General features: G+C 44.6%; 21 protein-coding genes. 14 read left to right on the top strand and 7 right to left on the bottom strand.

All coding sequences use genetic code 11. The features are described 5' to 3' along the window. The 3 genes from GVN16_RS20340 to cobA form a co-directional block, all read right to left on the bottom strand. Positions 1 to 3,516: a nitrate reductase gene (locus tag GVN16_RS20340; protein ID WP_166565786.1), complete on the bottom strand. Its 3,516-nt coding sequence runs from the start codon at positions 3,514 to 3,516 to the stop codon at positions 1 to 3. 36 nt (positions 3,517 to 3,552) lie between these two features. Further along, entirely contained in the window at positions 3,553 to 4,857 is a 1,305-nt protein-coding gene (locus GVN16_RS20335) for an MFS transporter (protein WP_166565785.1), read from the bottom strand. A gap of 227 nt (positions 4,858 to 5,084) precedes the next feature. After that, on the bottom strand, positions 5,085 to 5,855 hold the full coding sequence (gene cobA, locus GVN16_RS20330) for a uroporphyrinogen-III C-methyltransferase (RefSeq protein ID WP_166565784.1): 771 nt from the start codon (positions 5,853 to 5,855) through the stop codon (positions 5,085 to 5,087). A 251-nt stretch (positions 5,856 to 6,106) separates the two neighbouring features. Between cobA and nirB the strand changes: the two genes are divergently transcribed. The 8 genes from nirB to GVN16_RS20290 all read left to right on the top strand — a co-directional run bounded on the left by nirB (position 6,107) and on the right by GVN16_RS20290 (position 14,625). Continuing rightward, positions 6,107 to 8,638, top strand: coding sequence for a nitrite reductase large subunit NirB (nirB, locus tag GVN16_RS20325; protein WP_166565783.1), 2,532 nt, complete (start codon positions 6,107 to 6,109; stop codon positions 8,636 to 8,638). A gap of 22 nt (positions 8,639 to 8,660) precedes the next feature. Continuing rightward, entirely contained in the window at positions 8,661 to 9,011 is a 351-nt protein-coding gene (gene nirD, locus GVN16_RS20320; RefSeq protein ID WP_166565782.1) for a nitrite reductase small subunit NirD, read from the top strand. 107 nt (positions 9,012 to 9,118) lie between these two features. Next, positions 9,119 to 10,621, top strand: a complete 1,503-nt coding sequence (locus tag GVN16_RS20315; protein ID WP_166565781.1) for an ATP-binding protein — start codon at positions 9,119 to 9,121, stop codon at positions 10,619 to 10,621. A gap of 15 nt (positions 10,622 to 10,636) precedes the next feature. After that, positions 10,637 to 11,293: a response regulator transcription factor gene (locus GVN16_RS20310; RefSeq protein ID WP_166565780.1), complete on the top strand. Its 657-nt coding sequence runs from the start codon at positions 10,637 to 10,639 to the stop codon at positions 11,291 to 11,293. After that, positions 11,290 to 12,429 (top strand): cysteine desulfurase family protein, encoded by a 1,140-nt coding sequence (locus GVN16_RS20305; protein ID WP_166565779.1) that lies wholly within the window; start codon positions 11,290 to 11,292, stop codon positions 12,427 to 12,429. Before GVN16_RS20310 ends, GVN16_RS20305 begins: the two co-directional genes overlap by 4 nt. A gap of 122 nt (positions 12,430 to 12,551) precedes the next feature. After that, positions 12,552 to 13,538, top strand: a complete 987-nt coding sequence (gene moaA / locus GVN16_RS20300; protein ID WP_166565778.1) for a GTP 3',8-cyclase MoaA — start codon at positions 12,552 to 12,554, stop codon at positions 13,536 to 13,538. 15 nt (positions 13,539 to 13,553) lie between these two features. Then, positions 13,554 to 14,033 carry a cyclic pyranopterin monophosphate synthase MoaC gene (gene moaC / locus GVN16_RS20295; protein ID WP_166565777.1) on the top strand — a complete coding sequence of 160 codons (480 nt, stop codon included), beginning with the start codon at positions 13,554 to 13,556 and terminating at the stop codon, positions 14,031 to 14,033. Between the two features lie 7 nt (positions 14,034 to 14,040). Beyond that, positions 14,041 to 14,625, top strand: a complete 585-nt coding sequence (locus tag GVN16_RS20290) for an NTP transferase domain-containing protein (protein WP_166565776.1) — start codon at positions 14,041 to 14,043, stop codon at positions 14,623 to 14,625. On the opposite strand, the gene GVN16_RS20285 is transcribed toward GVN16_RS20290, so the two are convergent. Continuing rightward, entirely contained in the window at positions 14,626 to 15,177 is a 552-nt protein-coding gene (locus tag GVN16_RS20285; RefSeq protein ID WP_166565775.1) for a YqgE/AlgH family protein, read from the bottom strand. A 72-nt stretch (positions 15,178 to 15,249) separates the two neighbouring features. On the opposite strand from GVN16_RS20285, the gene GVN16_RS20280 reads away from it, so the two are divergent. The 4 genes from GVN16_RS20280 (at position 15,250) to GVN16_RS20265 (ending at position 18,757) form a co-directional block, all read left to right on the top strand. Beyond that, positions 15,250 to 16,287, top strand: a complete 1,038-nt coding sequence (locus GVN16_RS20280; RefSeq protein WP_166565774.1) for a TolB family protein — start codon at positions 15,250 to 15,252, stop codon at positions 16,285 to 16,287. Then, positions 16,281 to 16,871, top strand: coding sequence for a 5-formyltetrahydrofolate cyclo-ligase (locus tag GVN16_RS20275; protein WP_166565773.1), 591 nt, complete (start codon positions 16,281 to 16,283; stop codon positions 16,869 to 16,871). Before GVN16_RS20280 ends, GVN16_RS20275 begins: the two co-directional genes overlap by 7 nt. A gap of 150 nt (positions 16,872 to 17,021) precedes the next feature. Continuing rightward, positions 17,022 to 18,014 (top strand): aspartate-semialdehyde dehydrogenase, encoded by a 993-nt coding sequence (locus tag GVN16_RS20270; RefSeq protein ID WP_166565772.1) that lies wholly within the window; start codon positions 17,022 to 17,024, stop codon positions 18,012 to 18,014. Between the two features lie 344 nt (positions 18,015 to 18,358). Next, positions 18,359 to 18,757: a hypothetical protein gene (locus GVN16_RS20265; RefSeq protein ID WP_166565771.1), complete on the top strand. Its 399-nt coding sequence runs from the start codon at positions 18,359 to 18,361 to the stop codon at positions 18,755 to 18,757. 64 nt (positions 18,758 to 18,821) lie between these two features. Here the strand turns inward: GVN16_RS20265 and GVN16_RS20260 are convergent, their stop codons facing one another. From GVN16_RS20260 to GVN16_RS20250, 3 genes are all read right to left on the bottom strand, one after another. Beyond that, a complete protein-coding gene (locus GVN16_RS20260; RefSeq protein WP_166565770.1) occupies positions 18,822 to 19,703 on the bottom strand; it encodes a MerR family transcriptional regulator in 882 nt (293 codons plus the stop codon). 115 nt (positions 19,704 to 19,818) lie between these two features. Further along, positions 19,819 to 20,331 carry a hypothetical protein gene (locus tag GVN16_RS20255; RefSeq protein WP_229244268.1) on the bottom strand — a complete coding sequence of 171 codons (513 nt, stop codon included), beginning with the start codon at positions 20,329 to 20,331 and terminating at the stop codon, positions 19,819 to 19,821. A gap of 112 nt (positions 20,332 to 20,443) precedes the next feature. Next, positions 20,444 to 21,307: an AraC family transcriptional regulator gene (locus GVN16_RS20250; RefSeq protein ID WP_166565769.1), complete on the bottom strand. Its 864-nt coding sequence runs from the start codon at positions 21,305 to 21,307 to the stop codon at positions 20,444 to 20,446. A gap of 165 nt (positions 21,308 to 21,472) precedes the next feature. On the opposite strand from GVN16_RS20250, the gene GVN16_RS20245 reads away from it, so the two are divergent. Beyond that, a complete protein-coding gene (locus GVN16_RS20245; RefSeq protein ID WP_166565768.1) occupies positions 21,473 to 24,532 on the top strand; it encodes a TonB-dependent receptor in 3,060 nt (1,019 codons plus the stop codon). Between the two features lie 40 nt (positions 24,533 to 24,572). Beyond that, positions 24,573 to 26,255 carry a RagB/SusD family nutrient uptake outer membrane protein gene (locus tag GVN16_RS20240; RefSeq protein ID WP_205748932.1) on the top strand — a complete coding sequence of 561 codons (1,683 nt, stop codon included), beginning with the start codon at positions 24,573 to 24,575 and terminating at the stop codon, positions 26,253 to 26,255. The last annotated feature ends 84 nt before the right edge of the window (positions 26,256 to 26,339 follow it).

Genomic DNA, 26,339 nt, shown 5'->3' with positions numbered 1-26,339 from the left:
TTACGCGGCTACCACCGCTTCGCTCAATGCTTTGTCAAGAATAGCCCTGACCTCTACCCTGCACGAGCCGCAGCCCGTTCCCGCCCCTGTGGTCTGGTATAAACTGCTGGCTTCTTTGCAGCCCCCCGCGATCGCATTCAGCAGGTTGCCTTCGCCCACATTGCTGCACGAGCAGATCAGTTTACCGATAACCGGCTCAGCTTTTTTACCAGACCTGAGCAGCTGCAGTCTTTTTTCAGATAATTCGATACCTTTAAATATCAGGTCTCTGAACTCCAGGAATTCCGACTTGTCTCCGATCAGGATGGCTCCTACCAGCTTGTCGTCTTTGATGACGCACTTTTTATAATAATGTCTCGATTTATCGATAAATACCACTTCCTCATAATCCTGACCATCGGCCGGAATCTCCACCATGCCCAGAGAGCACAGGTTAAGTCCGTGCATTTTAAGGAGGTTCATAGACAAACTGCCCTTATAAACCGCTGCCAGGTCTCCAGCAAGATATTTGGCCACCACCTCAGCCTGCTGTTCTGCAGCGGCTGTGATGCCCCACATCTCACCTCTCCACTGGGCTATTTCGCCACAGGCAAAAATATCCGGATCGGAGGTTTGCAGATAATCATTGACCACAATGCCGCGGTTACATTCCAGCCCAGATTGCTGGGCCAGTTCAATGACAGGCTGCGTTCCGGCCGCCACAATCAGCAGGTTACAGGAAATACTCTGACCGGATTTCAGCCTGATACCTTCTATTTTTTCGACTCCGAAGAATTGCTCCACTTCATCATTGTAAAACACTTCAATGCCACGGGCTACGATTTCTTCGTGAAGGATCGCACTGCCAAGCGTATCCAGCTGCCTGTCCATAAACCGGCCGATCCTCTGAACCACCGTCACCGGAATATCCAGCTCACGCAAAGAAGCGGCCATTTCCAGGCCCAGAAGTCCTCCACCCACGATAACCGCCCGTTTTTTCTCCGCAATGAAAGGCCCCAGAGCGTCGGCATCCAGGCGGCTTCTCATGTTGAAGATGCCCGGAATTTTAGGGAAATTCCTCGGCATGAAAGCCCTGCTGCCCATTCCTAAGAACAGCTTATCGTAACAATGCTCCTGACCCTCAGAATCAACCACGACCTTATTTTTCCGGTCAATATGTTCAATACTGATGCCTTTATTGACTTTGATGTTCTGTTGTTCAAACTGGTCTTCCCTAAGCTTCACCAGCTGGTCCCAGTTTTGGGTGCCTGAAACATAATCAGGCAGCATTACCCGGTTATAAAAAGGATAAATTTCCTTTGAAAACACTTCAATCTCATCGGTTTCATTCAACTGGCGATAGGTCGAAATAAAGCCCAGAGCCGCAGAACCTGCCCCGATCACGACGATTTTCTCTTTCGGTTTGACATATTTCACGATCTCTACAGCCGAAAACTTAAAATCAGGCTCTTTTGACTTGGGGTCAACCAGGTTGTTCGTCAGGTTGTTGGCCCGTCCGAAATCACTGCCCTGGATCCGCCCCCAGTGCATTGGCAAAAAGCAGGTGCCCGCTTTGACATCTCCCGTAATAGTCGCTTTTACCTTCACCTCCCCGCGTCTGCCGCTGATCACCACCACATCACCCTCCAGAATCCCTCTTTTTTCGGCGTCTTTCGGGCTGATTTCAATAAAAGGCTGCTCGCGGTGCTGGTTAAGTTTATTGACCCTTCCGGTTTTGGTCATGGTGTGCCACTGGTCTCTGACCCTGCCCGTCAGCAATATCAAAGGGAAATCGCTGCTCACCGGCTCCGACTGGTTGATATCATCGACGGTCTGAATCCTGGCTCTCTTGTCCGGGGTATAAAACTGCCGGTCTTCAAAGAGCCTCTTGCCCTTCCCGTTTTCATCCGAGGTTTTATAAGGCCATTGAACGGTCTGTTTTTTCAGAATATCATAATTCAGACCTGAAATATCAATGGTAGTGTTGGCAGTTGTGCGGACATATTCATCATAAATATCTGCAGTAGAATTGTAATTGAAATGAGTTCCCCAACCCATTTTTGCAGCAAAAGACGTTATAATCTGTACATCAGGTTTAGTATCTCCCGGAGCATCCACTACCTTATTAAGATAGGATATCCTCCTTTCGGCGTTGGTCATAGTCCCCTCCTTCTCTGCCCATGCAGCGGCAGGAAGCACAATATCGGCATATTTTATGGTATCGGCACGGTTAGAAATGTCCTGCACCACCACCAGTCTCGCATTTTTCAGGGCCTTTTCAGCCATTTTTACATCAGGCAGACTCACTAACGGGTTAGTACAAACTATCCAGATCGCTTTCATTCTCCCGTCAGCGAGGGCTTCAAACATTTCTGTGGCCGTCAGTCCCGGCTTTTCAGCAATAGGCGAGCCGCCCCAGAATTGCTGCATTTCTTCGCGGTGTACAGCGTTAGACAACTCCCGGTGTGAGGCCAGCATATTCGCCAGTCCACCCACCTCACGGCCACCCATGGCATTAGGCTGACCGGTAAGCGAAAACGGTCCGTTGCCCGGTTTGCCGATCTTCCCGGTGATGAGCGACAAGTTAATCAGCGACAGATTTTTATTCACGCCAATCACCGACTGGTTAAGACCCATGGTCCACATCGACAGAAAACCCTTCGCTTCAGCAATCCATTGAGCAGCCAGCCGGATATCTTCGGATGCGATACCGCAGATTTCTGCGGCTTCTTCCACAGACCTCAGGAATACCGAGTTTTTATAGGCCTCAAAACCATTGGTATGGTTCTGAATAAAATCATGGTCAATGGCATTCAGCTCTATCAAAGCCCTTCCTATGGCATGGTTCAGTGTCACGTCTGTGCCGGGATTGATCTGCAAGTGCAGGTCCGCCTGTGCAGCTGACTGCGTTTTACGCGGATCCACCACAATGATCTTTACGCCCGGATTGGCTTGCTTATGGGCCTCCACCCGTCTCCAGATGATCGGGTGACACCAGGCCGGGTTGGCACCTGTTACCAACAGACAGTCAGAAAGTTCGATGTCATCATAACACACTGGTACAGAGTCCTCGCCCAGCGACATTTTATAACCTACCACGGCCGAGCTCATGCAAAGCCTTGAATTCGTGTCAATATTATTGGCCCCGATAAAGCCTTTCATCAGTTTGTTCCAGAGATAATACTCTTCTGTAAGACACTGGCCCGACACATAAATTCCGACAGATTCAGGTCCGTATTTGGCAATAAAAGTCCTGAAAATGGCCGCTGTCCTTTCCAGGGCATCGTCCCAGGTCGTTGGCTGCAGCGGCATACTCCGGTTCATCCGCATCTGTGGAACCAGCAGCCTGTCAGACTGGTCGTTGACAGTGTAATGTAAATTCATTCCTTTTGAACAAAGCATGCCTTTATTGACCGGGTGCGACTTGTCACCTTCCACATGGATTTTGCCGTTTCCCTGGTGGGTGATTTCGATACCACACCCTACCCCACAATAGCAACAAGTGGTCTTATATTTTTTATTGACTTCGGCGTTCATAACAGGAATGATTTACAGATCAGAAAGCAATGGATTTCAGGCAGCGTACTCAGGAATTTCCTCAGCAGGAGTTGTCACAGCCTTTTCTTTTTTGTCGAATTTGGTTAGCAATATGATCACCGCCGCCACGATGGCCGCATAACCGATATATTCAAATGCCTGGGCATAAGTAATGTCTTTAGATTTAAACAGGAAGCCCATCATCATACCTCCGATGTTTCCGCCTGCACCGACCACCCCGGCCACAAAACCAACATTACGCGGATTCAGGAAGGGAGTCAGGGAGTAAGTGGCTCCGTTGGCCATTTTAAGGAAGAGAGCAAAAAGAGCCATGCTGACAATAGCCATCTCAATAGATACTGTGCTGGCGAAGAAGATAAGCCCCAGGCCTTCGATCACGATAAAACCTCCCAGGATCCATCCTTTACCGGACAAACCCCATTTGCGACCGATTTTATCAGCCAGGATGCCTCCGAGTGCCCTGGCAAAAATGTTCATGAAACCGAAGATACCGGCAATCAGCCCTGCCATTTTCTGGCTGATCCCAAAATTGTCAACAAAGTGAAGTGCCGCCACATTATCAAAAGTAATCTCCATCCCGAAACAGATCGAATACGCAATGGTCAGGGCCCAGACCCTCCAGTCTTTGATCACTTCCCAGTTGCTGCCCTTTTCTTTGGCAGCACCTGTGCGGTCCATGTCTTCATAATTGCCTTCCGGCGAGTCCTGCGTATGAAAATAATACAGATAGGCACAGAACAACAAAAGAACACCCGGAATCACCATGGCGTATCTCCAGGCTTGCCCTTCGGTATATCCCAGGCCAATGATGCCCGCAAAAATAAAGGGCATAGCCATATTGGTGATGCCTCCACCCAGGTTTCCCCATCCACCGGCTACAGCGTTGGCTGTTCCTTTAATAGCAGGAGCAAACATCACTGAAGTATGGTATTGGGTGATGACAAAAGAAGCACCGATCACCCCGATGGCAAGCCTGAAAAGTAAAAAAGTCTCATAAGTTTTGGATAAACCCACCAGCATCACCGGGATAGAACAAAATACCAGCAGGGCAGTGTAGGTTTTTCTTGGCCCCCAGGTGTCGCACAGACGTCCGATCAGCAAACGGGCAAAGATGGTGGCAGAAACAGCAGCAATAAGGGTGTTACCTACCTGCTCTTTGGTCAGTCCCAGATCCTGCCTGATGGTAGGCATCAGCGGAGCCAGGCCAAACCAGCCGAAGAAACACATAAAGAAAGTGAACCAGGTGATGTGAAAGGTCTTCATCTGGGGAGTACTCAGGCTGAAAATGTCCAGTTTTTCAAGGGGTCTTTTAGTATTCATTGTTTTCTTTGGTTTAATTCTGATCAAAGATATTAATTGATAAAAATACTCAAAAGAAATTAAGTATTAATTTAAGTATAAATAACCAAATTCTTTTATCCGTTTTAAAGTTTCTTTAAAATATTATATTTCATTTTGCGGATTTGTAAAAATATTATCAAAAACCAGTCATTTTTAAAACCTATTTTTGCCAGTTTTTAAATTTTATAGTCATTTTTGCCAATTTTTTAAACCAATATTTCTTCATTTAACAATTTTTCAGAATACAAGGCTATATATTCCGGATGAATTCCGACCACTTCACCAAAAACAATGACCGACGGCCTTTTAATCTGAACCTCCCCTACTTTCTCCGCAATATCCTTCACCTGACCTACCACAAACCTCGCATCCTCTTTCGTACCATTCTGAATTACCGCCACCGGAAGCTCATCCTTGCCTGCACCGGCAAACACCTCTGCTATTTCCTTTAACCTGGCCAGACCCATCAGCACCACCACCGTGGCAGACGACTGTGCCGCCAGGTATATATCCGCCGGAACACCACCCGACTGTGTATGACCCGTGATCACCCAGAAACTATCGCTGATTCCACGTCTCGTCACGGGTATACCTATAGAAGACGGCACGGCAATACAACTTGACACTCCGGGAACCAACTCGCAGGCGATACCAAAAGCCTCTGCATATTCCATTTCCTCAAACGCCCTGCCGAACACCACCGGATCACCGCCCTTCAATCTGACCACATGCCCGTAAGTAAAAGCAGAAGAGACAATCAACTCGTTGATCTCTTCCTGTTTCATACTGTGCTCTCCCGAACGCTTCCCCACAAACAGACAAGGCACCCCTTCAGGCACAAAATCAAGCAGCGACTTATTGGCCAGTGCATCATACAAGACCACATCGGCAGATTGAAGAGCCCTTACCCCTTTCAAAGTGATCAGCTCCTCATCTCCGGGTCCGGCCCCTACCAGGGTTAATTTAGTTATTTTCATTATAATATAAGTATTAGTACTCAAAAATATAAAAATCAAAAATTGTACTTTTCAAATACACATATTGAACAATTATTTTACAAAAATTGAATTTCAGCAAATATTATATCAATTTTTCTTCAATTTTAGATAAATATTTTGGAATATACAATAATAGTACTACTTTTGACTAAGTATTTATACTCATTATTTAAAATTATTCTTTAAATAATACAATTATTATATTTTTCAATTACTTAATTTCCTGAAAAATGAAAAAGTATCGGATCGTAGTCGTTGGCAATGGGATGGTAGGATATAAATTCTGCGAAAAATTACTCGCCAAAACAAAAGATTTTGAACTGGTGGTTTTCGGTGAAGAGCCCAGGGTAGCATATGACAGGGTCCACCTGAGTGCCTACTTTGCAGAGAAATCCATTGAGGAACTGACCCTGGCCCCCATCAGCTGGTACCAGGAAAACGGCATTACCTTATACCTGAGTGATCCGGTTACGAACATCGACAGGGAACAAAAGAAAGTATATTCTCATCATGGTCTTGAACTCACCTATGATTTCCTGGTCATGGCTACAGGCTCCGCTCCTTTTGTGCCGGAAATTCCGGGTGTAGAGAAAGACGGGGTATTTGTGTACCGTACCATCGAAGACCTGGACATGATGAAAGACTACGCCGGAAAAGCGACCAAAGGAGCGGTCATCGGCGGTGGGCTGCTAGGCCTCGAGGCGGCCAAAGCCCTGCTTGACCTTGGACTGAAAGAAACCCATGTGATAGAATTTGCCCCGAGACTGATGCCCCGCCAGATAGACCAGGCAGGATCCGACATCCTGGCGGCCAAGCTCCTTGAACTGAACATCAAGACCCATTGTAATAAAAACACCAAAGAAATCCTGGGTGAAAACACGATACAGGGAATGGCATTTGCCGATGATGAAAAACTCGAGGTGGACATGCTCGTTATCTCGGCCGGCATAAAACCAAGGGATGAACTGGCCAGACTGGCGGAACTTGAAGTAGGCATCCGCGGTGGAATTGTAGTAAACGACCACCTTCAGACTTCCGATCCTGAAATTTTTGCGATCGGCGAATGTGCCTTGCACCAGAAAGCCATCTATGGCCTGTTAGCTCCCGGTTATGAAATGGCGGAAGTGGTGGCTTCTTACCTTGTTAACCTGAAAGAAGAACTTGCCCCTGCCAAAAAATTCACCGGATTTGACATGTCGACCAAGCTGAAGTTACTGGGAGTGGATGTAGCCAGTTTCGGCAATGCCTTCGCACAGGAGCCGGATTGCCAGACCATCACTTTTGAAAACAGGGCCAAGGGCATTTATAAGAGAATCAACATCAGCCTTGACAAAAAGCGACTGCTGGGAGGCATTCTTGTAGGAGACGCCTCTCAATACAACATGCTGCTGCAAACGGCTAATAACAATATCGTTTTGCCGCCTGACCCTGAGGACCTGATCCTGGGTTCAAGAGGCGGAGAATCCGACGCAGGCTCGGGTCTCATGTCCCTGCCGGATGAAGCCCTGATCTGCTCTTGTGAGGCTGTCACCAAAGGAGACATCATTCATCAGATCACAGAAAACAAGACTTTCAGCCTGGATGATATCAAAAAAAGCACCAAAGCCTGTACCGGATGCGGCGGCTGCACACCGATGGTGAAAGACCTGATCCAGTGCACCATGAAAGCACAGGGCATACTGGTCAGGAATGTGCTATGCGAGCATTTCAGCTACACCCGCCAGGAATTATTCGACCTTGTTAAAATCAAAGGCATCAAATCATATGACGGCGTACTGGATGAACTGGGCCATGGAGACGGCTGCGAAACCTGTAAACCGGCTGTAGCATCTATACTCGCGAGTTTATGGAACGAGAATGTACTTGAAAAAGGAAGGGCCACTGCCCAGGACTCCAACGACCGCTACCTGGCCAACATCCAGCGTGGAGGAACTTACTCGGTAGTTCCGAGAATCCCTGGTGGAGAAATAACGCCGGAAAAGCTGATCGTGATCGGACAGGTGGCCCAGAAATACGGCCTTTATACCAAAATTACCGGCGGACAGAGAATAGACCTCTTTGGAGCCCACATGAGTGACCTGCCTAAGATCTGGGAAGAACTCATTGACGCCGGTTTTGAAAGCGGCCACGCCTACGGGAAATCATTGCGTACCGTAAAAAGCTGCGTGGGCACTACCTGGTGCAGGTTCGGGGTACAGGATGCTGTCAGCTTTGCTATTGAAGTCGAAAACCGGTACAAAGGATTGCGTTCTCCTCATAAGTTAAAATCTGCCGTTTCGGGCTGCATCCGTGAATGTGCAGAGGCACAAAGCAAGGACTTCGGGATCATCGCCACAGAAAAAGGCTGGAACCTTTATGTATGTGGCAACGGAGGCTCGAAACCACGCCACGCAGAACTACTGGCCACCGATGTGGACAGCGAGACCTGCCTGAAGCTCATCGACAGGTTCCTGATGTTCTACATCAAAACCGCCGAACCGCTTCAGAGAACAGCCCCATGGCTTGATAAGATGGAAGGCGGACTGGCGTATCTGAAATCTGTCATTCTTGATGATGCCCTGGGAATATGCAACGAGTTGGAACAGGAAATACAAGTCCTGATCAACAACTACAAATGTGAGTGGAAAGAAGCGGTGGAAACCCCTGAAATCAGGAAGAGATTCAGCCACTTTGTCAACGCTCCGGAAGAAAAAGACCCGACCGTAGAACTGGTGCCGTTTCGTGACCAGATCAAAGCAAAAGACTGGAATGTATTAGCCTAAAACATTAAATTTTAAAATCAGCATGGAAATTTTAGAAGACATCAAATGGATAAAAGCATGTTCGGCAGATGATATTCCTGAAAATGAAGGCGTTTGTGCCTATATCAACGGTGAACAGATAGCGATTTATAATTTCAAAAGACGCGGAGAGTGGTTTGCCACCCAGAACCTTTGCCCTCATAAGCAACAGATGGCTTTATCGAGAGGCATGATCGGCTCACAGGGATCAGAACCTAAAGTAGCCTGCCCCTTTCATAAAAAGACCTTCTCCCTCGAAACCGGCCAATGTCTGAGCGGGGAGGACTACAAAATACAGACTTACCCGGTAAAAGTGAGCAACGGAGAGGTTTTTGTAGGGATCAGTGAGTTTTGATTTAGTGATTTGTGAATCAGTAATTTGCAATTTGATCTGATATTGCAGAGGCTCCGCATACGGTGTATCTGCAATATCAAAATGAATTGATTCAATATTTTCATAAATTGCAGCCAGAATCCGGTTCCTGCGGAAAGAAATCTCAGAAAACCCTTTTTCATTTTCCTTTTTCCAGCAAAATGGCCAACATTGACAAAACTGTAGCAAAGGAGCAGAAGTTCTTTTACCTCATTGCCCTTACCATGGTGGCTATTCTGACCATTTTTGGGCATGTGACGGTGCAATACACCCTCAAGGACTCTCTTGACGACTCCCATGTAATCAATGTAGCGGGAAGACAAAGAATGCTGAGTCAGAAGCTGACCAAAATGGCCCTGATAGCCTCCACCCAAAAGGATTCTATCGATTATGCAGATTTCAGAGCATCGTTCAGGCTTTGGAAGCAATCTTATGAAGGCTTAAAAAACGGGCACCTGACACTGGAAAAATCGTATCATGTCACCAACAGCAAACTTATCAGGGAGAAATTTGCAGAACTTGACAAAGTCTATCTCCCGATGGAAAAGAGCCTAAGACACTTTGATCAGCACCAGGTCCGGTATTACGATCAGGCCATTGATGTCATCCTGAAAAATGAGAAGCAGTTCCTGACCCAGATGAACAACATCGTCTTCCAGTATGACCTCGAAGCCAGCGAAAGGGTAAACCGTGTAAGGTCTTTTGAATACCTGATCCTGTTTCTGACCCTGCTGACCCTGATTGTAGAGGCTTTTATGATTTTTATGCCTCTGATCAACTACGTCTCCGACGTCATTCTCAAAATAACCGATTCGGAAAAAGAGCTCCAGGACATCAACCAGAAACTCACGGAAACAAATATCGAACTGAAAGCAACCCAGGAGCAGCTTTTAAAAGCCGGGAATGAAAAGTATGAGATCCTCAGAAAAGAAGATCTCGTGCGGTCTTCTGCATTGCTCGAAGGCCAGGAAGAAGAAAGAAAAAGACTTTCAAGAGAGCTCCACGACGGCGTCGGGCAGATGCTTACGGGCATAAAACTGAATGCAGCCCGGCTCAAAGGACAGGAAGGCGACCTCAAATTCAGGAAAGCCTACGAGGAACTTCATCTCCTGATCAACGAAACGATAGAGTCAACCCGCATGGCTTCATTTAACCTGATGCCGCCGGTGTTGAATGATTTCGGCCTGACTCCGGCCCTCAAAATCCTTTGTGAACATGCAGAAAAAGCGTCGGGCATTCATATTGAAATCAATGCCCCGCAAAAAGCCGCAAGAATGCCCCAGAATATCGAGATCAACCTCTACAGGATTGTGCAGGAAGCCCTCAACAACACGATAAAACACGCTCAGGCCACTTCTATGTTTATTGATATTGAAACCGGCAAAGAAAGCGTTAGCCTGGGAATACGGGACAATGGCATTGGCTTTAAAAAAGAAAAGCAAAAGAAAACCAGGAAATCACTGATCCATAACGGCCTTGAAAACATGAAAACGAGAACCCAATTGCTGGACGGATCGTTTAAACTTTATACCGGAATAGGAGAAGGAACCACAATTTTAATTAAATTGCCTCTTTCGGCTTATGCGGAATAATCAAAATAGCATCACATGATTAAATTGGTTTTGGTGGATGATCACGAGGTCGTCAGAAAAGGCTTAAAAGCCCTGTTTGAAGAGGAAGAAGACATTGAAGTCATAGGCGAGGCCGTAGACGGCAAGGCGGCCCTGGAAGTGGCAGAACTGCTGCGTCCGGACATGATGCTGCTGGACCTCAACATGCCCAACCTGAACGGCATAGAAACAGCAAAAATCCTATCGAAAACACACCCGAAGATTAAGATACTCGTCTTTTCGATGCACAATAATGAAGACTATGTCGTAAAAAGCATTCAGAACGGCGTAGATGGTTATTTACTGAAAGACAGCGACAAAGACGAGATCATGAAGGCCATTCATACCATTTATAACGGACAGAAATACTTCCCGCACCAGATATCCGGTATCCTGGTGGGAGCCTTGCAATCCAAGGGAGGATTAGGACAGGAAACAGGAGGCAAAATCAAGTCGCTGATCTCTAAAAAAGAGATACAGATACTGAAACTCATCGCTGAAGGACAAAGCAGCAAAGAAATTGCGGAATCGCTTGAACTCAGCATCAGAACGGTGAGTAACCACCGGGCGAACATGCTGAAAAAAACCGGGCTCAGCAACACCGCCGAACTGATCCAGAAAGCAAGTAAAGAAGGTTTATTGTCCCAGTCATGAATTACCCGATATACCTGGACTATGCTGCCACCACTCCTGTTGACGAAAGGGTGCTGAACGAAATGCTGCCTTATTTTACAGAGCATTTCGGGAATTCCTCCAGCAGGTTTCATGCTTTCGGATGGAAAGCCGAAGAGGCCGTAACCAAAGCCAGGGCACAGGTGGCTGATCTGCTGGGTGCATCTCCGAAAGAGATCACTTTTACGGGCGGGGCCACAGAATCGATCAATCTGGCCATTAAGGGAGTAGCCGAAGCTGCTTCAGGGGCTAAAAACCATATTATTTCCTTAAAAACAGAGCACAAGGCCGTGCTGGATACGCTTAAAAACCTGGAGAAAAAGGGCTTTGAAGTCACTTACCTGGAGGTGGAACCGGACGGACTGCTAAATATTGAAAAACTAAAATCGGCCATCAGACCGGAAACCCTGATGATTTCGGTGATGTGGGTCAATAATGAAACCGGAGTTATCCAGGACATCCGGAAAATCGGAGAGCTTGCCCGTCAAAACGACGTCCTGTTTCACACCGATGCGACCCAGGGCATAGGAAAGCTGAAAACTGATATTAACGAACTCGGTGCGGATTTACTGAGTTTCTCGGGACATAAAATTTACGGTCCGAAAGGCGTTGGCGTTTTATATGTCAGAAACAACATTAAGCTGATTGCCCAGCAGGACGGAGGCGGGCATGAAAGATCAAGGAGATCGGGCACTTTAAACATCACAGGCATCGTTGGTTTAGGCATGGCCTGTGAGCTGGCTGGTGCAGCGACGGAGCAGGAATCTGAAAAAATGGGCCGGTTTAAATCTGATTTTGAAGACTTTCTCTTACAAAGGTTTGACTTTTGTAAGATCAATGGAGCTGAACAGTCAAGAATTCCGGGCATTTCAAATGTATGTTTTAAAGGATTTGACGGCGAGGAGCTTTTGATGAAAATGAACCAAATAGCAATATCCAATGGTTCTGCCTGTAACTCGGCTTCAGTCGACCCCTCTCATGTATTGAAAGCCATGGGATTGAGCGATGATGACGCGTACAGTTCACTGAGATTCAGTTTTGGGCGTTTCACCACAGAACAGGACCTCTCAGATCTCAAAAAGCACGTTGAAGAAACCCTTCTTGAAATCAAAGGCTGAGCACTAAACTTTAGAAAGTGACGAAGAAAGTGTAAATTTATATTTTGCATAAAACAGGAAAAACGGAGAAAGTAAAGGGACAGAAGGATAAAGAATGTATTGAAATATTTTAAAAAGAAATCATGTTAACAGATAATCACGGCAGGCCAATCAACTATTTGCGTTTGGCGGTTACAGACCGGTGTAACCTGCGGTGTTTTTACTGTATGCCACATGAAGGAATAGATTTTCTTCCTAAAAACCACCTGCTGTCTTACGAAGAAATGATCCGCCTCATCACCGTTTTATCTGAAATGGGGGTCAACAAGGTAAGAATCACCGGTGGTGAGCCTTTTGTCAGAAAAGACCTCATGGATTTTTTATGGAAGATTTCTGAGAATAAAAACATTCAGAAGATCAACCTCACGACCAACGGAGTGCTGACGGCTCCGTTTGTTCCGGAATTAAAAGCCCTGGGCATTGCTTCGGTGAACCTCAGCCTCGATTCCCTTGACCGCGAAAGGTTTATGCAGATGACCAGGCGGGACGAACTACCGAATGTCCTGAAAACACTTGATGCCTTGCTGGAACATGAGATTCCCACTAAAATCAACACGGTGGTGATGGCTCAGAAAAACGATGAAGATATTTTATCGATGGTGGACCTGGGCAAAGACAAACCTGTTTCCATCCGTTTTATAGAAGAAATGCCGTTCAACGGCGTAGGTTTCGGCAATGAAAAATCAAAACCGCTTACCTATCAGAATATCATCGAGAAAATCAGGACAAAATATCCCGATCTTTACAAAACAACTGACGAGGCCAATTCAACCTCCTATAATTACCAGATTCCGGGACACAAAGGCTCCGTCGGAGTCATCGCGGCATTCAGCCGGACCTTCTGCGGCACCTGTAACCGCATCAGGATCACCCCAACGGGGTCATTCAAGACCTGTCTGTATGAAGATGGCGGTGCCAATGTCCGCGACCTGATGAGAAAAGGTATCAGTGATGATGATCTGAAAGATTTCTTCCGCGAAACCCTTCAGCACAGGGCAAAAGACGGTTTTGAAGCTGAAAAAATGAGAAAAACAGTCGTCAGAGAATCAATGACTACCATCGGCGGCTAAATCACGAAGTATTTTATGGAAAATTTTACGCATATAGATTCACAGGGTAATCCCTCGATGGTAGACGTCGGAGGCAAAGCCATTACCCGACGGACAGCCACGGCCAGGAGCATAGTGGTGCTTCATGAAGACATCATGAGCCGTCTTCAGAACGAGGAAATACATACCAAAAAAGGCCCGGTTTTTCAGACTGCTATTATTGCCGGGGTCATGGCCGCTAAAAAAACCGGCGACCTGATTCCGCTCTGTCATCCGCTCGGACTGGAAAACTGTCAGATCATCATTGAAGTGAATGCCAAACATGAAGTCGTGATAGAATGCACAGCCTCACTGACAGGCAAAACCGGCATCGAAATGGAAGCCCTCACCGGGGCCAGCATAGCGGCATTGACCATCTATGACATGTGCAAGGCCTTCTCTCATGAGATTGTGATCAGGGAAACCCGTCTGATCTCTAAAACCGGCGGCAAAAAAGATTACTTTTTCGAACAGTAATAAAACGATGATGAATACCGCTCCCCTGAAGGCCCTGATACTCGCAGGAGGTAAAAGCCTGAGGATGGGGCAAGACAAAAGTACCCTCATTTATCACCAGGCCCCCCAGGTGGAATTTCTTCACAGGGAATTATCCCAGGCCGGAATTGACGCCTGTGTATCCTGCAGACCTGATCAGACAGAAGCCTTCGGAAACTTTAAAGTTATAGAGGATCAGTTTGACAACCTCGGGCCGGTCGGGGCCATCCTGTCTGCTTTTGCTTCAGATCATTCATCCGCCTGGCTGGTTATTGCCTGCGACATGCCGCTGATCAACCAAAACAGCATTAATTACCTCGTATCCCGGAGAAATCCCTCCAAAACGGCCACTGCATTTTATAACAAAGAAACCTCAAGACCCGACCCTCTTTTTACGATATGGGAACCGGCCTCCTATCCCATTCTGGAGTCAAACAGAAAACTGGACAGGATATCGCCTGTTAAAATATTAATGGAAAATGATATCGAACTCATTAAAGATTACGAAGAAGACTGGCTTAAGAACATCAATACGCCGGAAGAAAGGGATTCTTTCCTGAAAGGCGGCTTCTGATTAATTTAACCTCGGGTCCGTCGGATAATTAGACAATACTTTAAAATCTCCGCCTTTTTTCTTAAGCACAATCCTCCAGAATTGCTGTGGAGAAGAATCGAATATGGTAGCAGCATCAATATCCGACAAAATCCATGAGTTATTTCCTAATTCAGCATCCAGCTGGCCTGTCCCCCACCCTGAGTACCCCAGGAAAAGCCGGATGTCGTTTTCAGAAATTTTCCCGATGTTGATCAGTGTCCTCAGGCTCTCGAAGTCACCCGACCAGTAAATCCCGTTTCCGATTTCCACGGTGTTATCAATCATGTCTCCGAGCCTGTGTATAAAATGCAGTGTGTTTTGTTCTACAGGCCCGCCTATATATAAAGGAAAGTCAACATAAACCCCCTCGATGACGTCCCCCAGCCTGAGATTGGAAGACTGGTTCAAAACAAAACCGAAAGACCCTTCAGGATTATGCTCACAAAGCAACACCACACTCCTCTCGAAATTCGGATCACCCAAAAAAGGCTCCGCAATCAAAATTTTCCCCCTCGCTGCTTTCTGATTCATACTTTTCCTTGTTAATCCAACCCCCTGATGTATTTTTGAATCATCAATGATATGTAAATCAAATAAAAAAACATGAAAACCTATACCAATACGGCGTTTTTTATTTCTTTAATTTTGAGCATATCAGGATGCAACATTTTCGAGTCGGAAAGAAACCGCGACGGGAAGTTCATGAAAGACGTCGTTAACCTGGAAGAATTCAATTCTCCCTATAACGACTACAATTCGAATATTGCACAAAACAAATATGGCAACTTTTCCATTGTGTTTTCGTCAGACAGGGAAAAGCGGTCTCATTTCAACCTGGTGAGCTTTCCGGCCTTTGTTACTTATGACAGTAAAAAAGACAAACTGAATCTTTCAAGGAACAGCAACGGGAGTTGGGTGCCCGATTTTAATGAAAATGCGGAGGCCTCTTCTTTTATCAGTAAAGTCAATGGTGATTTTAATGTACTGGGGCCTAATTTTGTCTCTACCTACACCAACACCATTGTAACATACGGTGATTCTGAGAAATTCTCAGCTTTGTTTTATGCAGATGACGCCTCCGGGAAACTGAAGATTAAATACGTGAGCAGACAGGGCAGAACCGGAGAAATCTCCGAACCCGCAAATTTTGAGTTGCTGAACGACAGCCACAATTCAGCTTATCCGTCCATCAGCCCCTATGGCGACAGGATATACTTTTGTTCCGACCGCGGAGGCAATTTTGACATTTACGAACTTACCATTCCCCGAGGCTCAAGTGAAAGGGTGACCATGGAAAACCTCACCAAGCCCAAGTCATTTACACTCAGAAAAGTGGAAGAGTTGAGTTCACCCTTTGAAGACAAATGCCCCTATCTGAATGGTAACACCATGGTTTTTACGTCGAACAGGTCCGGTGGCGAAGGGGGTTTTGACATTTACTATTCTACCTACACCAACGGCAGATGGTCGCAGCCGGTAAATGCAGGTCAGCGGATCAATACTAAATATGATGAATACCGGCCGATACTCCCTAACCTGAACAACTTTTCGTACTATCCGATGATATTCTCTTCTGACAGACCGGGAGGCCAGGGCGGGTTTGATTTATACATGACAGGTTTGAAAGAAATACAATGGTAAAACAGGAACTCAGGAAAATATACAGTCAAAAAAGAAAGGGGCTTACTTCTGATGAAGTCAGACGTTTAAGTGAACGCATTCATGACCAGTTGTTCAGCCGCCTGATGATGCACCGGTATAGCGTGGTGCACACTTTCCTGCCGATCGAAAAAAACAATGAGGTAGATACCCGACTGATCATCGAAACACTACGCCGGGATTTCCCTTCTGATGTCTATGTGCCGTTTGCCAACCGCAACGGCAGCATGAATCACCATCTCTTTACTGAAAACATCACACTGAAAGAAAATCAATGGGGCATACCCGAACCTGTATCGGAAAGCAACGACGACGCTCATTTCTTTGAAAAAATAAAAGAAGAAGACACCCTGATACTGATCCCGCTGCTCATTTTCGATAAGTCAGGCCAGCGGGTAGGTTATGGCAAAGGCTTCTACGACCGTTTTTTGGCTGCATGCCCACCGGAAGTAACAAAGGTGGGCCTGTCCTTTTTTGAACCTGTTGACCACATTGACGATACAGACGAATTTGATATTCCACTCAACTATTGTATCACCCCCGGTAAAGTCTGGAGTTTTTTTTGAAATAAGGGATATAATTAATCAAAAAACAATTAATTTTGCATCCCAATTACACCCATCAATCCAATAAACAAAAAATAAAGAGAATAGACCTCTCTCTTTATCATCATTAATTTAAAACCCTGCCATGGGTCGGGGGGTATATTAAATATCATGAAAATAGCAGTTGTTGGTGCTACCGGGCTTGTCGGTGGCGAAATCCTGAAAGTATTGGCGGAAAGAAATTTCCCTGTAACAGAAATCATTCCGGTGGCATCCGAAAGGTCAATCGGAAATAAGATCACCTTTAAGGATAAACAATTTACCGTAGTTGGTTACGAAGAGGCCATCAAGATGAAGCCGGATGTGGCCATTTTTTCTGCAGGTGGCAGCACCTCACTTGAAATCGCTCCCAAGTTTGCAGCGGAAGGCATCACCGTTATCGATAACTCTTCTGCCTGGAGAATGGACCCAAGCAAGAAACTGATCGTGCCGGAAGTGAATGCTGATGTACTTACTGCCGAAGATAAGATCATCGCCAATCCGAATTGCTCGACGATCCAGATGGTTGTGGTATTGAAACCATTGCACGAAAAATATAAAATCAAAAGAGTGGTAGTGTCTACTTACCAGTCTGTAACCGGCACAGGTAAAGCGGCCGTAGACCAGCTTTTTGCTGAACGTGCGGGAGACAACACCGTTAAGAAAGTGTACCCTCACAAAATCGACCTGAATGTATTGCCTCATATAGATGTGTTCCAGGAAAACGGTTACACCAAAGAAGAGATGAAGATGATCAAGGAAACCAACAAGATCATGGGCGACGATTCTATCAAAGTAACTGCCACTACTGTCCGTATCCCGACCATTGGCGGGCACTCTGAGGCTGTTAATATTGAATTTGAAAATGATTTTGATCTGAATGAAGTCAGAACACTTCTCAGCGAAATGGAAGGTGTGGTCGTTCAGGACGATCCTGCCAACTTCCTTTATCCTATGCCTATCACGGCACATGGTAAAGACGAAGTGTTTGTAGGCCGTATCCGCAGGGATGAATCCCAGCCGAATACACTCAATCTCTGGGTAGTGGCCGATAACCTGCGTAAGGGTGCGGCAACCAACGCCGTGCAGATTGCGGAATACCTGGTTAAGAAAGGCCTGATTTAATGGCAGTTATAAACCTCAGAAAAAGTCCTGAAAAAAATCAGGACTTTTTTTATGTTTTATATAATATTAGCACACCAACCTCGTTAGAAACTGTACAAAGCTGTACTTATAAACTTCATCATTTTATGCATCTCATTTTTTTTCCATTCATACAGGAAATAGACCATACATACTATTATGTATTGCACAGTACCGATTTGTCCATTACTTTTGAATCATAAATCAGTAAGACATTTATTAACAAATAAAAAAATTACTAATTTTTAAAAACAATGATGCAACCTTTCGAATTGAAAGGCCATCCTTTAGAAAAAGCAAATATTACTTAAAAACAATTTACAATTATGAAAAAGCTATTTAGAACAATCGCTGGCCTTGCTATGGCCTTAACTATCTCTTTTGCCTCATTTGCAACTACTCCTAAAGTAAAAGAAACAAAAAATCCTGTTACTTTTGAAGTCGGAATGTACAATGTGACCAACACTCATAATCTTAAGCTTTTCATTGAGAAGGCCAAAGGTCAGTATCTCAAAATCGAATTGAAGAGCATTGATGGAAAATCACTTTTAACTGAGTTCGTAGATAAGAAAAACACCAAATACGGCGTTAATCTTAATATGGATAATTTAGCTGAAGGAAATTACGTCATTGAAATCTCAAATGACCAGGAACTTCTTAAGAAAGAAATACAAGTCGTGACTAACCAGCCGAAAGACGCTGCTGTCAGACAAATCAAAATATAAAGATTTTTAATTATAGTTTAGGTTAACAAATAAACATAAGGCGGCTTTTGGCCGCCATTTGTTTTTATTTTTCCTCCGCTAATTCTATCAATTGCCTTATATTGGTAATAATCGTTACATTCTGAGGGATCTCCATTTGCTGCCGTATGACCTGATAACCCGTCATCAGAATTTTCACGTCCGGAAATCTTTTACTCAACCTCAGAATATAATCCTGAATTTCGTCATTGCCCGGAAAACTGGTAACCGAAGTGAACATATACTGAGGCTTGTGTAAATTACAAACGAAACCCAGCTCTTCCAACGGAAGGCTCTGCCCCAGGTAAATAACCTTATTGCTCCTTGCTCTCAGTATGTAGCTCGCAAAAAGTAAGCCCAATTCATGAAATTCGCCTTCAGGATTAAACAGCACAAACTTTTTGGCGTCCGGATTATCCCTGACCAGCTGACCGTCAATGGCCACGATCATCTTCTGGCGGATCAGGTTGGAAATGAAATGCTCCTGTGCAGGGCCGATAGACCCGGTCATCCACAATACCCCGATCCGGCTGAGAAAGGGATAAATAATATTGATTACGGTGTTTTCAAAACCAAACTGGAGGATATTGGTCGCCATGACCTTTTCAAACTTACTTTCATCCAGGTCAATCATGGCGATAGTCAGGGCATGGATCTGATCCGGATAATTAAGCTGTTTTTCAGAAACAGCCACAACTTCCTTCGACAATTCTTCAAAAGAAAATTTAGCTATTTCAGAAATCTTGAAACCATGCTCTTTCAGCAGGGAAATGTTCAGGACGTGCTTAAGATCCCGGTCATCATAACACCGGATGTTGGTAGTGGTTCTCTTAGGACTGATTATACTGAACCTCTGCTCCCAGATTCGAAGCGTATGAGCTTTGATGCCCGACAAGTGTTCAAGATCCTTAATAGAATAGCTACTCATTTATTTTGCGTTGTCCACTTTAGTATTAACATAAAATCACATTGAAGTCAACGCGATTGAGACCATGTATCAGCCTGTAAGACATATAACCAATTATCCCTGAAAAAGTTTAACATTAGTCTTTCAGTGATTTGGAAATCCTCAGGAAGTCACTCTTCAGCAGGTCCTTATTTTCGCTGATTGTCCAGGTCATTATTTTATAAAAATGGGTCGGTGTTTCCACACCCGTAATAATCATGTAAAAATTAAGCCCGTCATTTTCCCAGGTCATTTCCACCTGGCTGTGTTTGTTGTTGTTGGCAGTAAACTGGCTGACAGACCCCAGAGTACGGTTTTTGTCATCTTTATGAAAAGTAGACGTAAAATTGTCCAGGAAATCTTTGGAATCAACAAACTTGGTCCCCAGGCTTTCCAGTAATTCTTTAGAATCTTCGATCACAATCACATATGCCTCCTTGTTGGAGTTCATGTATTGCAAGGTCGCCACCTCGTTCAGCGAATAGGTTTTCGTCAGATAATCAGGAATTTCCATGGTATAGACATGCCCGCCTTTTTTTACAGAGAATGTCTGGGCAAAGCCGGTAAAGGCAAAGAAAATAAAAGCAGAGAGAGCGGCGATTTTTTTCATTTCATAAAGGGTTTATAAGTTTCAAAATGGGTTTGAATACTTTTTGATCAGACTAAATTCGAATTATTTCTGATATCTTTTACAAATGACGCCGTAAATTTTCAAAAACCCCTTACTCGAGATATTTCATCCTGTAGGTAAGTGGTGGTATTTTTTTGATGGTTTTAAACTGGCGGTTAAAGTTGGACAGGTTATTGAAACCACTGTCGAAAGATATCTCCGAAACGCTCATTTTATCATTCTGTAAAAGCTTACAGGCGTGTTCGATCCTTATTTCCGTTAAAAAAGTGGAAAATGTTTTTCTTGTTCTTTTCTTAAAATACCTGCTGAAAGCCGATTCGCTCATGTTCGCGAGCTGTGCCACGTCTTCAAGCATAATGTCGTTCTGGAAATTCTCACTCACAAATTCCAATACTTTTTTGATCCTGTTTGAGTCCACTTCATTTCTGAGCTGAATAGCGTCTGTGGTCAGATAATCGGCATCTTTCGTTCTTCCCAGCTCCTCCAGTATCTGTATCAGCCCGATAAGACGGGCCATGCCTTCCATTTGGGTGAGATCAATCATTTTGTCTTTTAACCTTCCCGAAATGTTGGTTCCGAACTGAATTCCTCTTTTGGACCTTTCAAGCAGATTCTTGATCATGGCACTTTCAGGGATGTCGAGAAATTTCTCTCCCAGAAAATCATAATTAAAATGGATGACTATCGACTTGGCATTGAGCCCGGAGTCTTTCTCAGTATACCTTATGTCGTTTTTATAATAATGAGGGAGATATGAGCCGATCATGCATAAATCCCCGGGCTGAAAGTCGGTAATACTGCTGCCAATGTATTTCTTACCCGTGCTTTCCAGCATCAAAACAATCTCAAATTCAGGATGATAGTGCCATGGGGTTGGAAAAAAGGGACACTCCTGCAGATAAAGATTATATGAAGTATTGGAAGGGTTAGAAATTTTCAGTAACTGAGGCTTCATATTAAGACAATTTTTGCCAAAGATAAATCTAAGTCGTCAAAAAATCATTAGAATTTGCGTAAATAATGGTGGAAGAAAACTAATCAAAGACCTAATTTTGTTAAAATTCTTTAATAAAATATAATTTTTTGGAGAATTTAAACCAATCAATCAAAACCTACGTCTATGAAAAAAAATTTATTCCAATTGGTTTGCATACTTCTTGTATTGCAAACGCACTTCACTTTCGCCCAGTCGAAGCAGGTGAGTGGCTCTATTAAAGATGCCGGAGGCAGCGGTCTGCCCGGCGTAAGCGTTACAGTTAAAGGGACCAACCAGGGTTCCGTGGCCGATGCAAACGGATCTTACAAGATCAATGTTCCGAATGAAAAATCCATCCTGGTTTTCAGTTACATCGGGTTTATCAGCCAGGAAATTACGGTAGGAAACAAAACCCGTATTGATGTCAGTTTAGCAGAAGATGCCACCAATTTATCTGAAGTGGTGGTAGTGGGTTATGGTACCCAGAAGAAAAGTCAGCTCACAGGAGCGATCTCCCAGGTGAGTGCCAAACAAATCAGTGAAATGCCCATTACAAGCATCGGACAAGCCATGCAAGGACGTGTGGCCGGTGTTGACGTTTCCCAGTCAGGTTCCAAGCCGGGTTCGGTGCCTAAGATCCTGATCCGTGGCCGTCGTTCATTCAATGCGGGCAATGACCCTCTTTATGTGGTCGATGGTATTCCTTTGTCGGCAGGGTATGAAGATATGAACCCAAGTGATATTCAATCCATGGAAGTACTGAAGGACGCCACTGCAACAGCCATTTATGGTGCCAGGGGTGCAAACGGTGTGGTACTTGTAACCACTAAAAGGGGTGCGATAAAAGGAAAAACCGTAGTCACTTTTGATACTTATGGCGGTGTTTCAAAACCACTGGATAAAATCGAATTGTTTGATGGTCCTGAGTTCGCAGAATATGTCCGTGAAGCCTATCGTGCAACCAATCTTTACAAGGATGCCGCCGGAAATCCGGTTCCGACTGGTGTAGTGGATGCAGCCGCTGATGCAAAAATTGCGGTTTTAGGTGGAGACCCGGCAGTAGCCAAAGGTCTTGCGGCAGGAACAAATACCAATTACCAGGATTTGATTTTGCACAATGGTACTATGCAGAACCACTCTCTGGGTATTCAGGGAGGAACAGAGAAAACCCAGTTCTACATTTCAGGGGGCTATTTCCAGGATAAAGGAATCTCGGATGGTCTGGATTATACGCGTTTATCGTTAAGAGCAAACATAGACCACCGTATTAACAAGCATCTGAAAATGGGTCTTTCGTCCTATATTATGTACAGCATCAGGAACGGAGAAAACCTGAACCCATATAGTTTTACGATTAATCAGAACCCTTTGGGTAGTCCTTACGACGACAAAGGAAATTTGATTTTCTCTCAAACGAATGATGCCTTGCTTACTAACCCCTTATTCGAGATTATCCCTGGAAACCAGGTAGATAACACGAAGAGATACAGGATTTTCAACAGTCTTTTTGCCGAAGTTAAAATCATTGACGGCCTGAATTACAGGGTCAACTTCGGACCGGACTTTACACTTTCGAGATGGGGTCGTTTTATCGGTTCTGCTACCAACGATCGTAAATACGGAGAGCCGAGAGCTTCTTCACGTAACGATTTCGGCTTTAACTATACTCTGGAGAACATCGTCACTTATAACAAAACATTTGCCAAAAAGCATAACCTCGCTATAACAGCCCTTCAATCTATCCAAAAGGACAGATTTGAAAGATACACTGCCGACGTGCAGGGTGTACCAGCTGAAACACAGCAGTTTTATAACCTGGGAAATGCCAGTTCAGTGTTGGGCGTCGGTAGCTTGCTAAGCGAGTGGACGATCAATTCCTACATGGCACGTGTCAACTACGATTTCAACGACAAATACCTGTTAACAGCAACCATGCGTCGTGACGGATCCAGCCGTTTCGGTGAAAACACCAAGTATGGTAACTTCCCGGGTGTGGCTTTGGGTTGGAACATCAGCAATGAAAACTTTTTGAAACAAATCAGTTGGATTGACCTGTTGAAACTGAGAGCTGGTTGGGGTAAAGTGGGTAACCAGGGGGTTGCTCCTTACCAGACGCAAGGTTTACTGGGCAGAACTGTATATGCCTTCGGTACAACGGCTGCATTCGGCTATCGTCCGAACACGATCGGTAACCCGGATCTGAAATGGGAAACTTCGGCAACAGCCAACATCGGTTTAGACTTCAGTTTCTTCAGAGGCCGTGTGCAGGGTTCATTAGAATTATACGAAACAAATACAACCGATCTGTTATTGTCTGACCAATTGCCAGGCTCTACAGGTTTCAACGCTGTAACCCGTAACGTAGGTCAAACCCGTAACAAAGGGATCGAACTGGGCTTTACAACTGTGAACATGAATACCCAATCTGGTTTCAAATGGACAACAGACTTTACATTTACCAAAAACAAAGAAGCCATCATTTCATTGTATAACGGAAAAGTAGATGACCTGGGTAACCGTTGGTTTATCGGACAGCCCCTTAACTCATACTTCGACTTCAAAAAAGTGGGCATCTGGCAGACAAACGAAGCTGATCTGGCAAAATCCTTCGGTAGTGAAGTGGGACAAATCAGAGTTCAGGACACCAACGGTGATGGCAAAATCACTGCGGATGACAGGGTGTTGCTTGGCTCCGATATTCCTAAATTCAGTGCCGGATTTACCACCAGGTTCAGCTACAAAGGATTCGATTTATCAGCCTTCTTGTTTGGCCGTTTCGGAAATATGATTATGAGCGGTTTCCACAGAGACAACAATGCTCTTGCAGGAAGATATCAGCAAATCAAGGTTGATTACTGGACTCCGAACAACCCTACGAATGAATTCCCTCGTCCTAAGAGCACCCAGGAATTCCCGGTTTACAATTCAACGCTGATCTATTTTGACGGAACATTCATTAAATTAAGAAACGTAAACTTTGGTTATACTTTCCCTCAAAAGATCGCCAGCAAACTGGGAATGGAATCTCTGCGTCTGTTTTCGAGTATTCAGCAACCAAAAATATGGTCTGAATTCCGTAGTAAATACAATGGTATTGACCCTGAAGCGACCATTACTTCATCGGGTAACGGAACTACCTCGATCGGTAATGGTGTGACTCCTGCTACTTCAGTAACCACTTTTGGTCTGAACGTAAGATTCTAAATGGGTGATATTCAATCAAAATAATTTAAATTTTAGTAAGATGAACTTGAAAAATATATTAAAACCAATTAAAATCACGGCAGTTGTGGGTTTGTTGCTCACAACCCAGTCATGTCAGGATTTATTGGATGAAACGGTAGTGTCAGGTATAGGAAACGACTATATCAATACGCCAAAAGGCTTTGAAGATGCTGTAAAATCAGCGTATTCGTCGCTCAGATATTATTATGGTACACAGCAAGGATTGACTTTAACGGAGTATGGTACCGACATCTACGCCACCGGTGCTGATGGTGGTTACAAAGGGTTTCACTTTTATGATACCCAGTTACAGCCAACTATTGATTATCTGGGAAACACCTGGGATGAGCTCTATCGTGGTATAAATACCTGTAATGCTGTCATTGAAAGAGCACCGGCCTCGACTGTTACAGAAGCCGTAAAAGTTAAAAGTGTTGCAGAAGTTAAATTTCTGAGAGCCCATTATTACTATATATTACACCAGCAATTTGGTGGTATAGATTTGAGACTAACAGAAACCCTGGCTCCGACAAAAGCAACCAAAAGGGCATCAGATGCTGAAATATATGCGGCAATCATCAAGGATCTGAACGAAGCTATTCCAGGTCTTGAAGGAACAGCCAAAGCAACTCAGTACGGTCGTGCTACAAAAGCTGCGGCACAAACGTTGTTGGCAAAAGTGTATCTGGCCAAGGCTTATTCAACTTCAAAAGCTTCAGATGATTTTACAAAGGCAGCAGAATTATGTAAATCTGTTATTGCAACCCCGGGTTTTAGTCTGCAAGCTGATTTTGCAAGTGTATTTGATGAAAACAACCAGGAGAACAGTGAGATCGTTTTTGCAGTACAATATACATCAGACCCACTTACCAATCTTACTAATGGTATTGCAGCAGCCAACGGAGGAAATAACCTTCACCTTTTCTTTGGCATGCAGTATGATGTACAGCCGGGAATGAAACGTGATGTGTTCTATGGTCGACCGTTTAAGCGTTTGCGTCCTACCAAGTACCTTTTGGAAACCTGTTTCCAGGACCGTGTGAATGACTCACGTTACAAGAAAACATTCAGAGATACCTGGTTAAGTAACAACCCGGGTTCTAACTTAAACGCGTCTTTTGACAACTCTAAGTCTAAGCTTACTTTCGCAGCGGGTGATACGGCCATTTTCATCCCCGGCTATGAAATGTCTGTGGAAGAACGTGCCAAGAAAAAATACCAGGTTTTGGTTCCAAGCAGGTATGATGAGGCCTTATTTCCGACGCTTATTAAATTCTTTGATACCAAACGTCCGGATTTGACCTACGAACCAGGTAGCCGTGACTACTTCGTTTTCCGTCTGGCTGATGTTTACCTGATGCTGGCAGAAGCACAAATGAAAGCCGGAAATATGGCGGAAGCCACCGCTGCTATCAATGTCGTTCGTCAGAGAGCAGGATGGCCGGGTAAAAAAGATGCTATGCTGATCACTCCTGAACAAATGAACATGGAATTCCTGATGCAGGAAAGGGCAAGAGAATTAGCAGGTGAACAAACACGCTGGATGGATTTGAAGCGTTGGGGCAACCTGGTTGAAAGAGTCAAACTTTACAACCCTCAGGCTGCAGGTAACGTTAAAGACATACATAATCTGCGTCCTATCCCTCAAACTCAGATTGACAGATCGGACAAAGGTGTATTCGCTCAGAATCCGGGATATTAATTTTTTTATCATAGGTTAAAATGGGAGAAACCCCTATTTTTATAGGGGTTTTCTTTTTTTAACAGTTTTTAATTTATTCAATCA

Source organism: Emticicia sp. CRIBPO (assembly GCF_009905725.1).
Taxonomy (GTDB): Bacteria; Bacteroidota; Bacteroidia; order Cytophagales; family Spirosomataceae; genus Leadbetterella.
The sequence above is the reverse complement of the archived record's forward strand: the minus strand, read 5'-3'. Positions and strand labels throughout refer to the sequence as shown.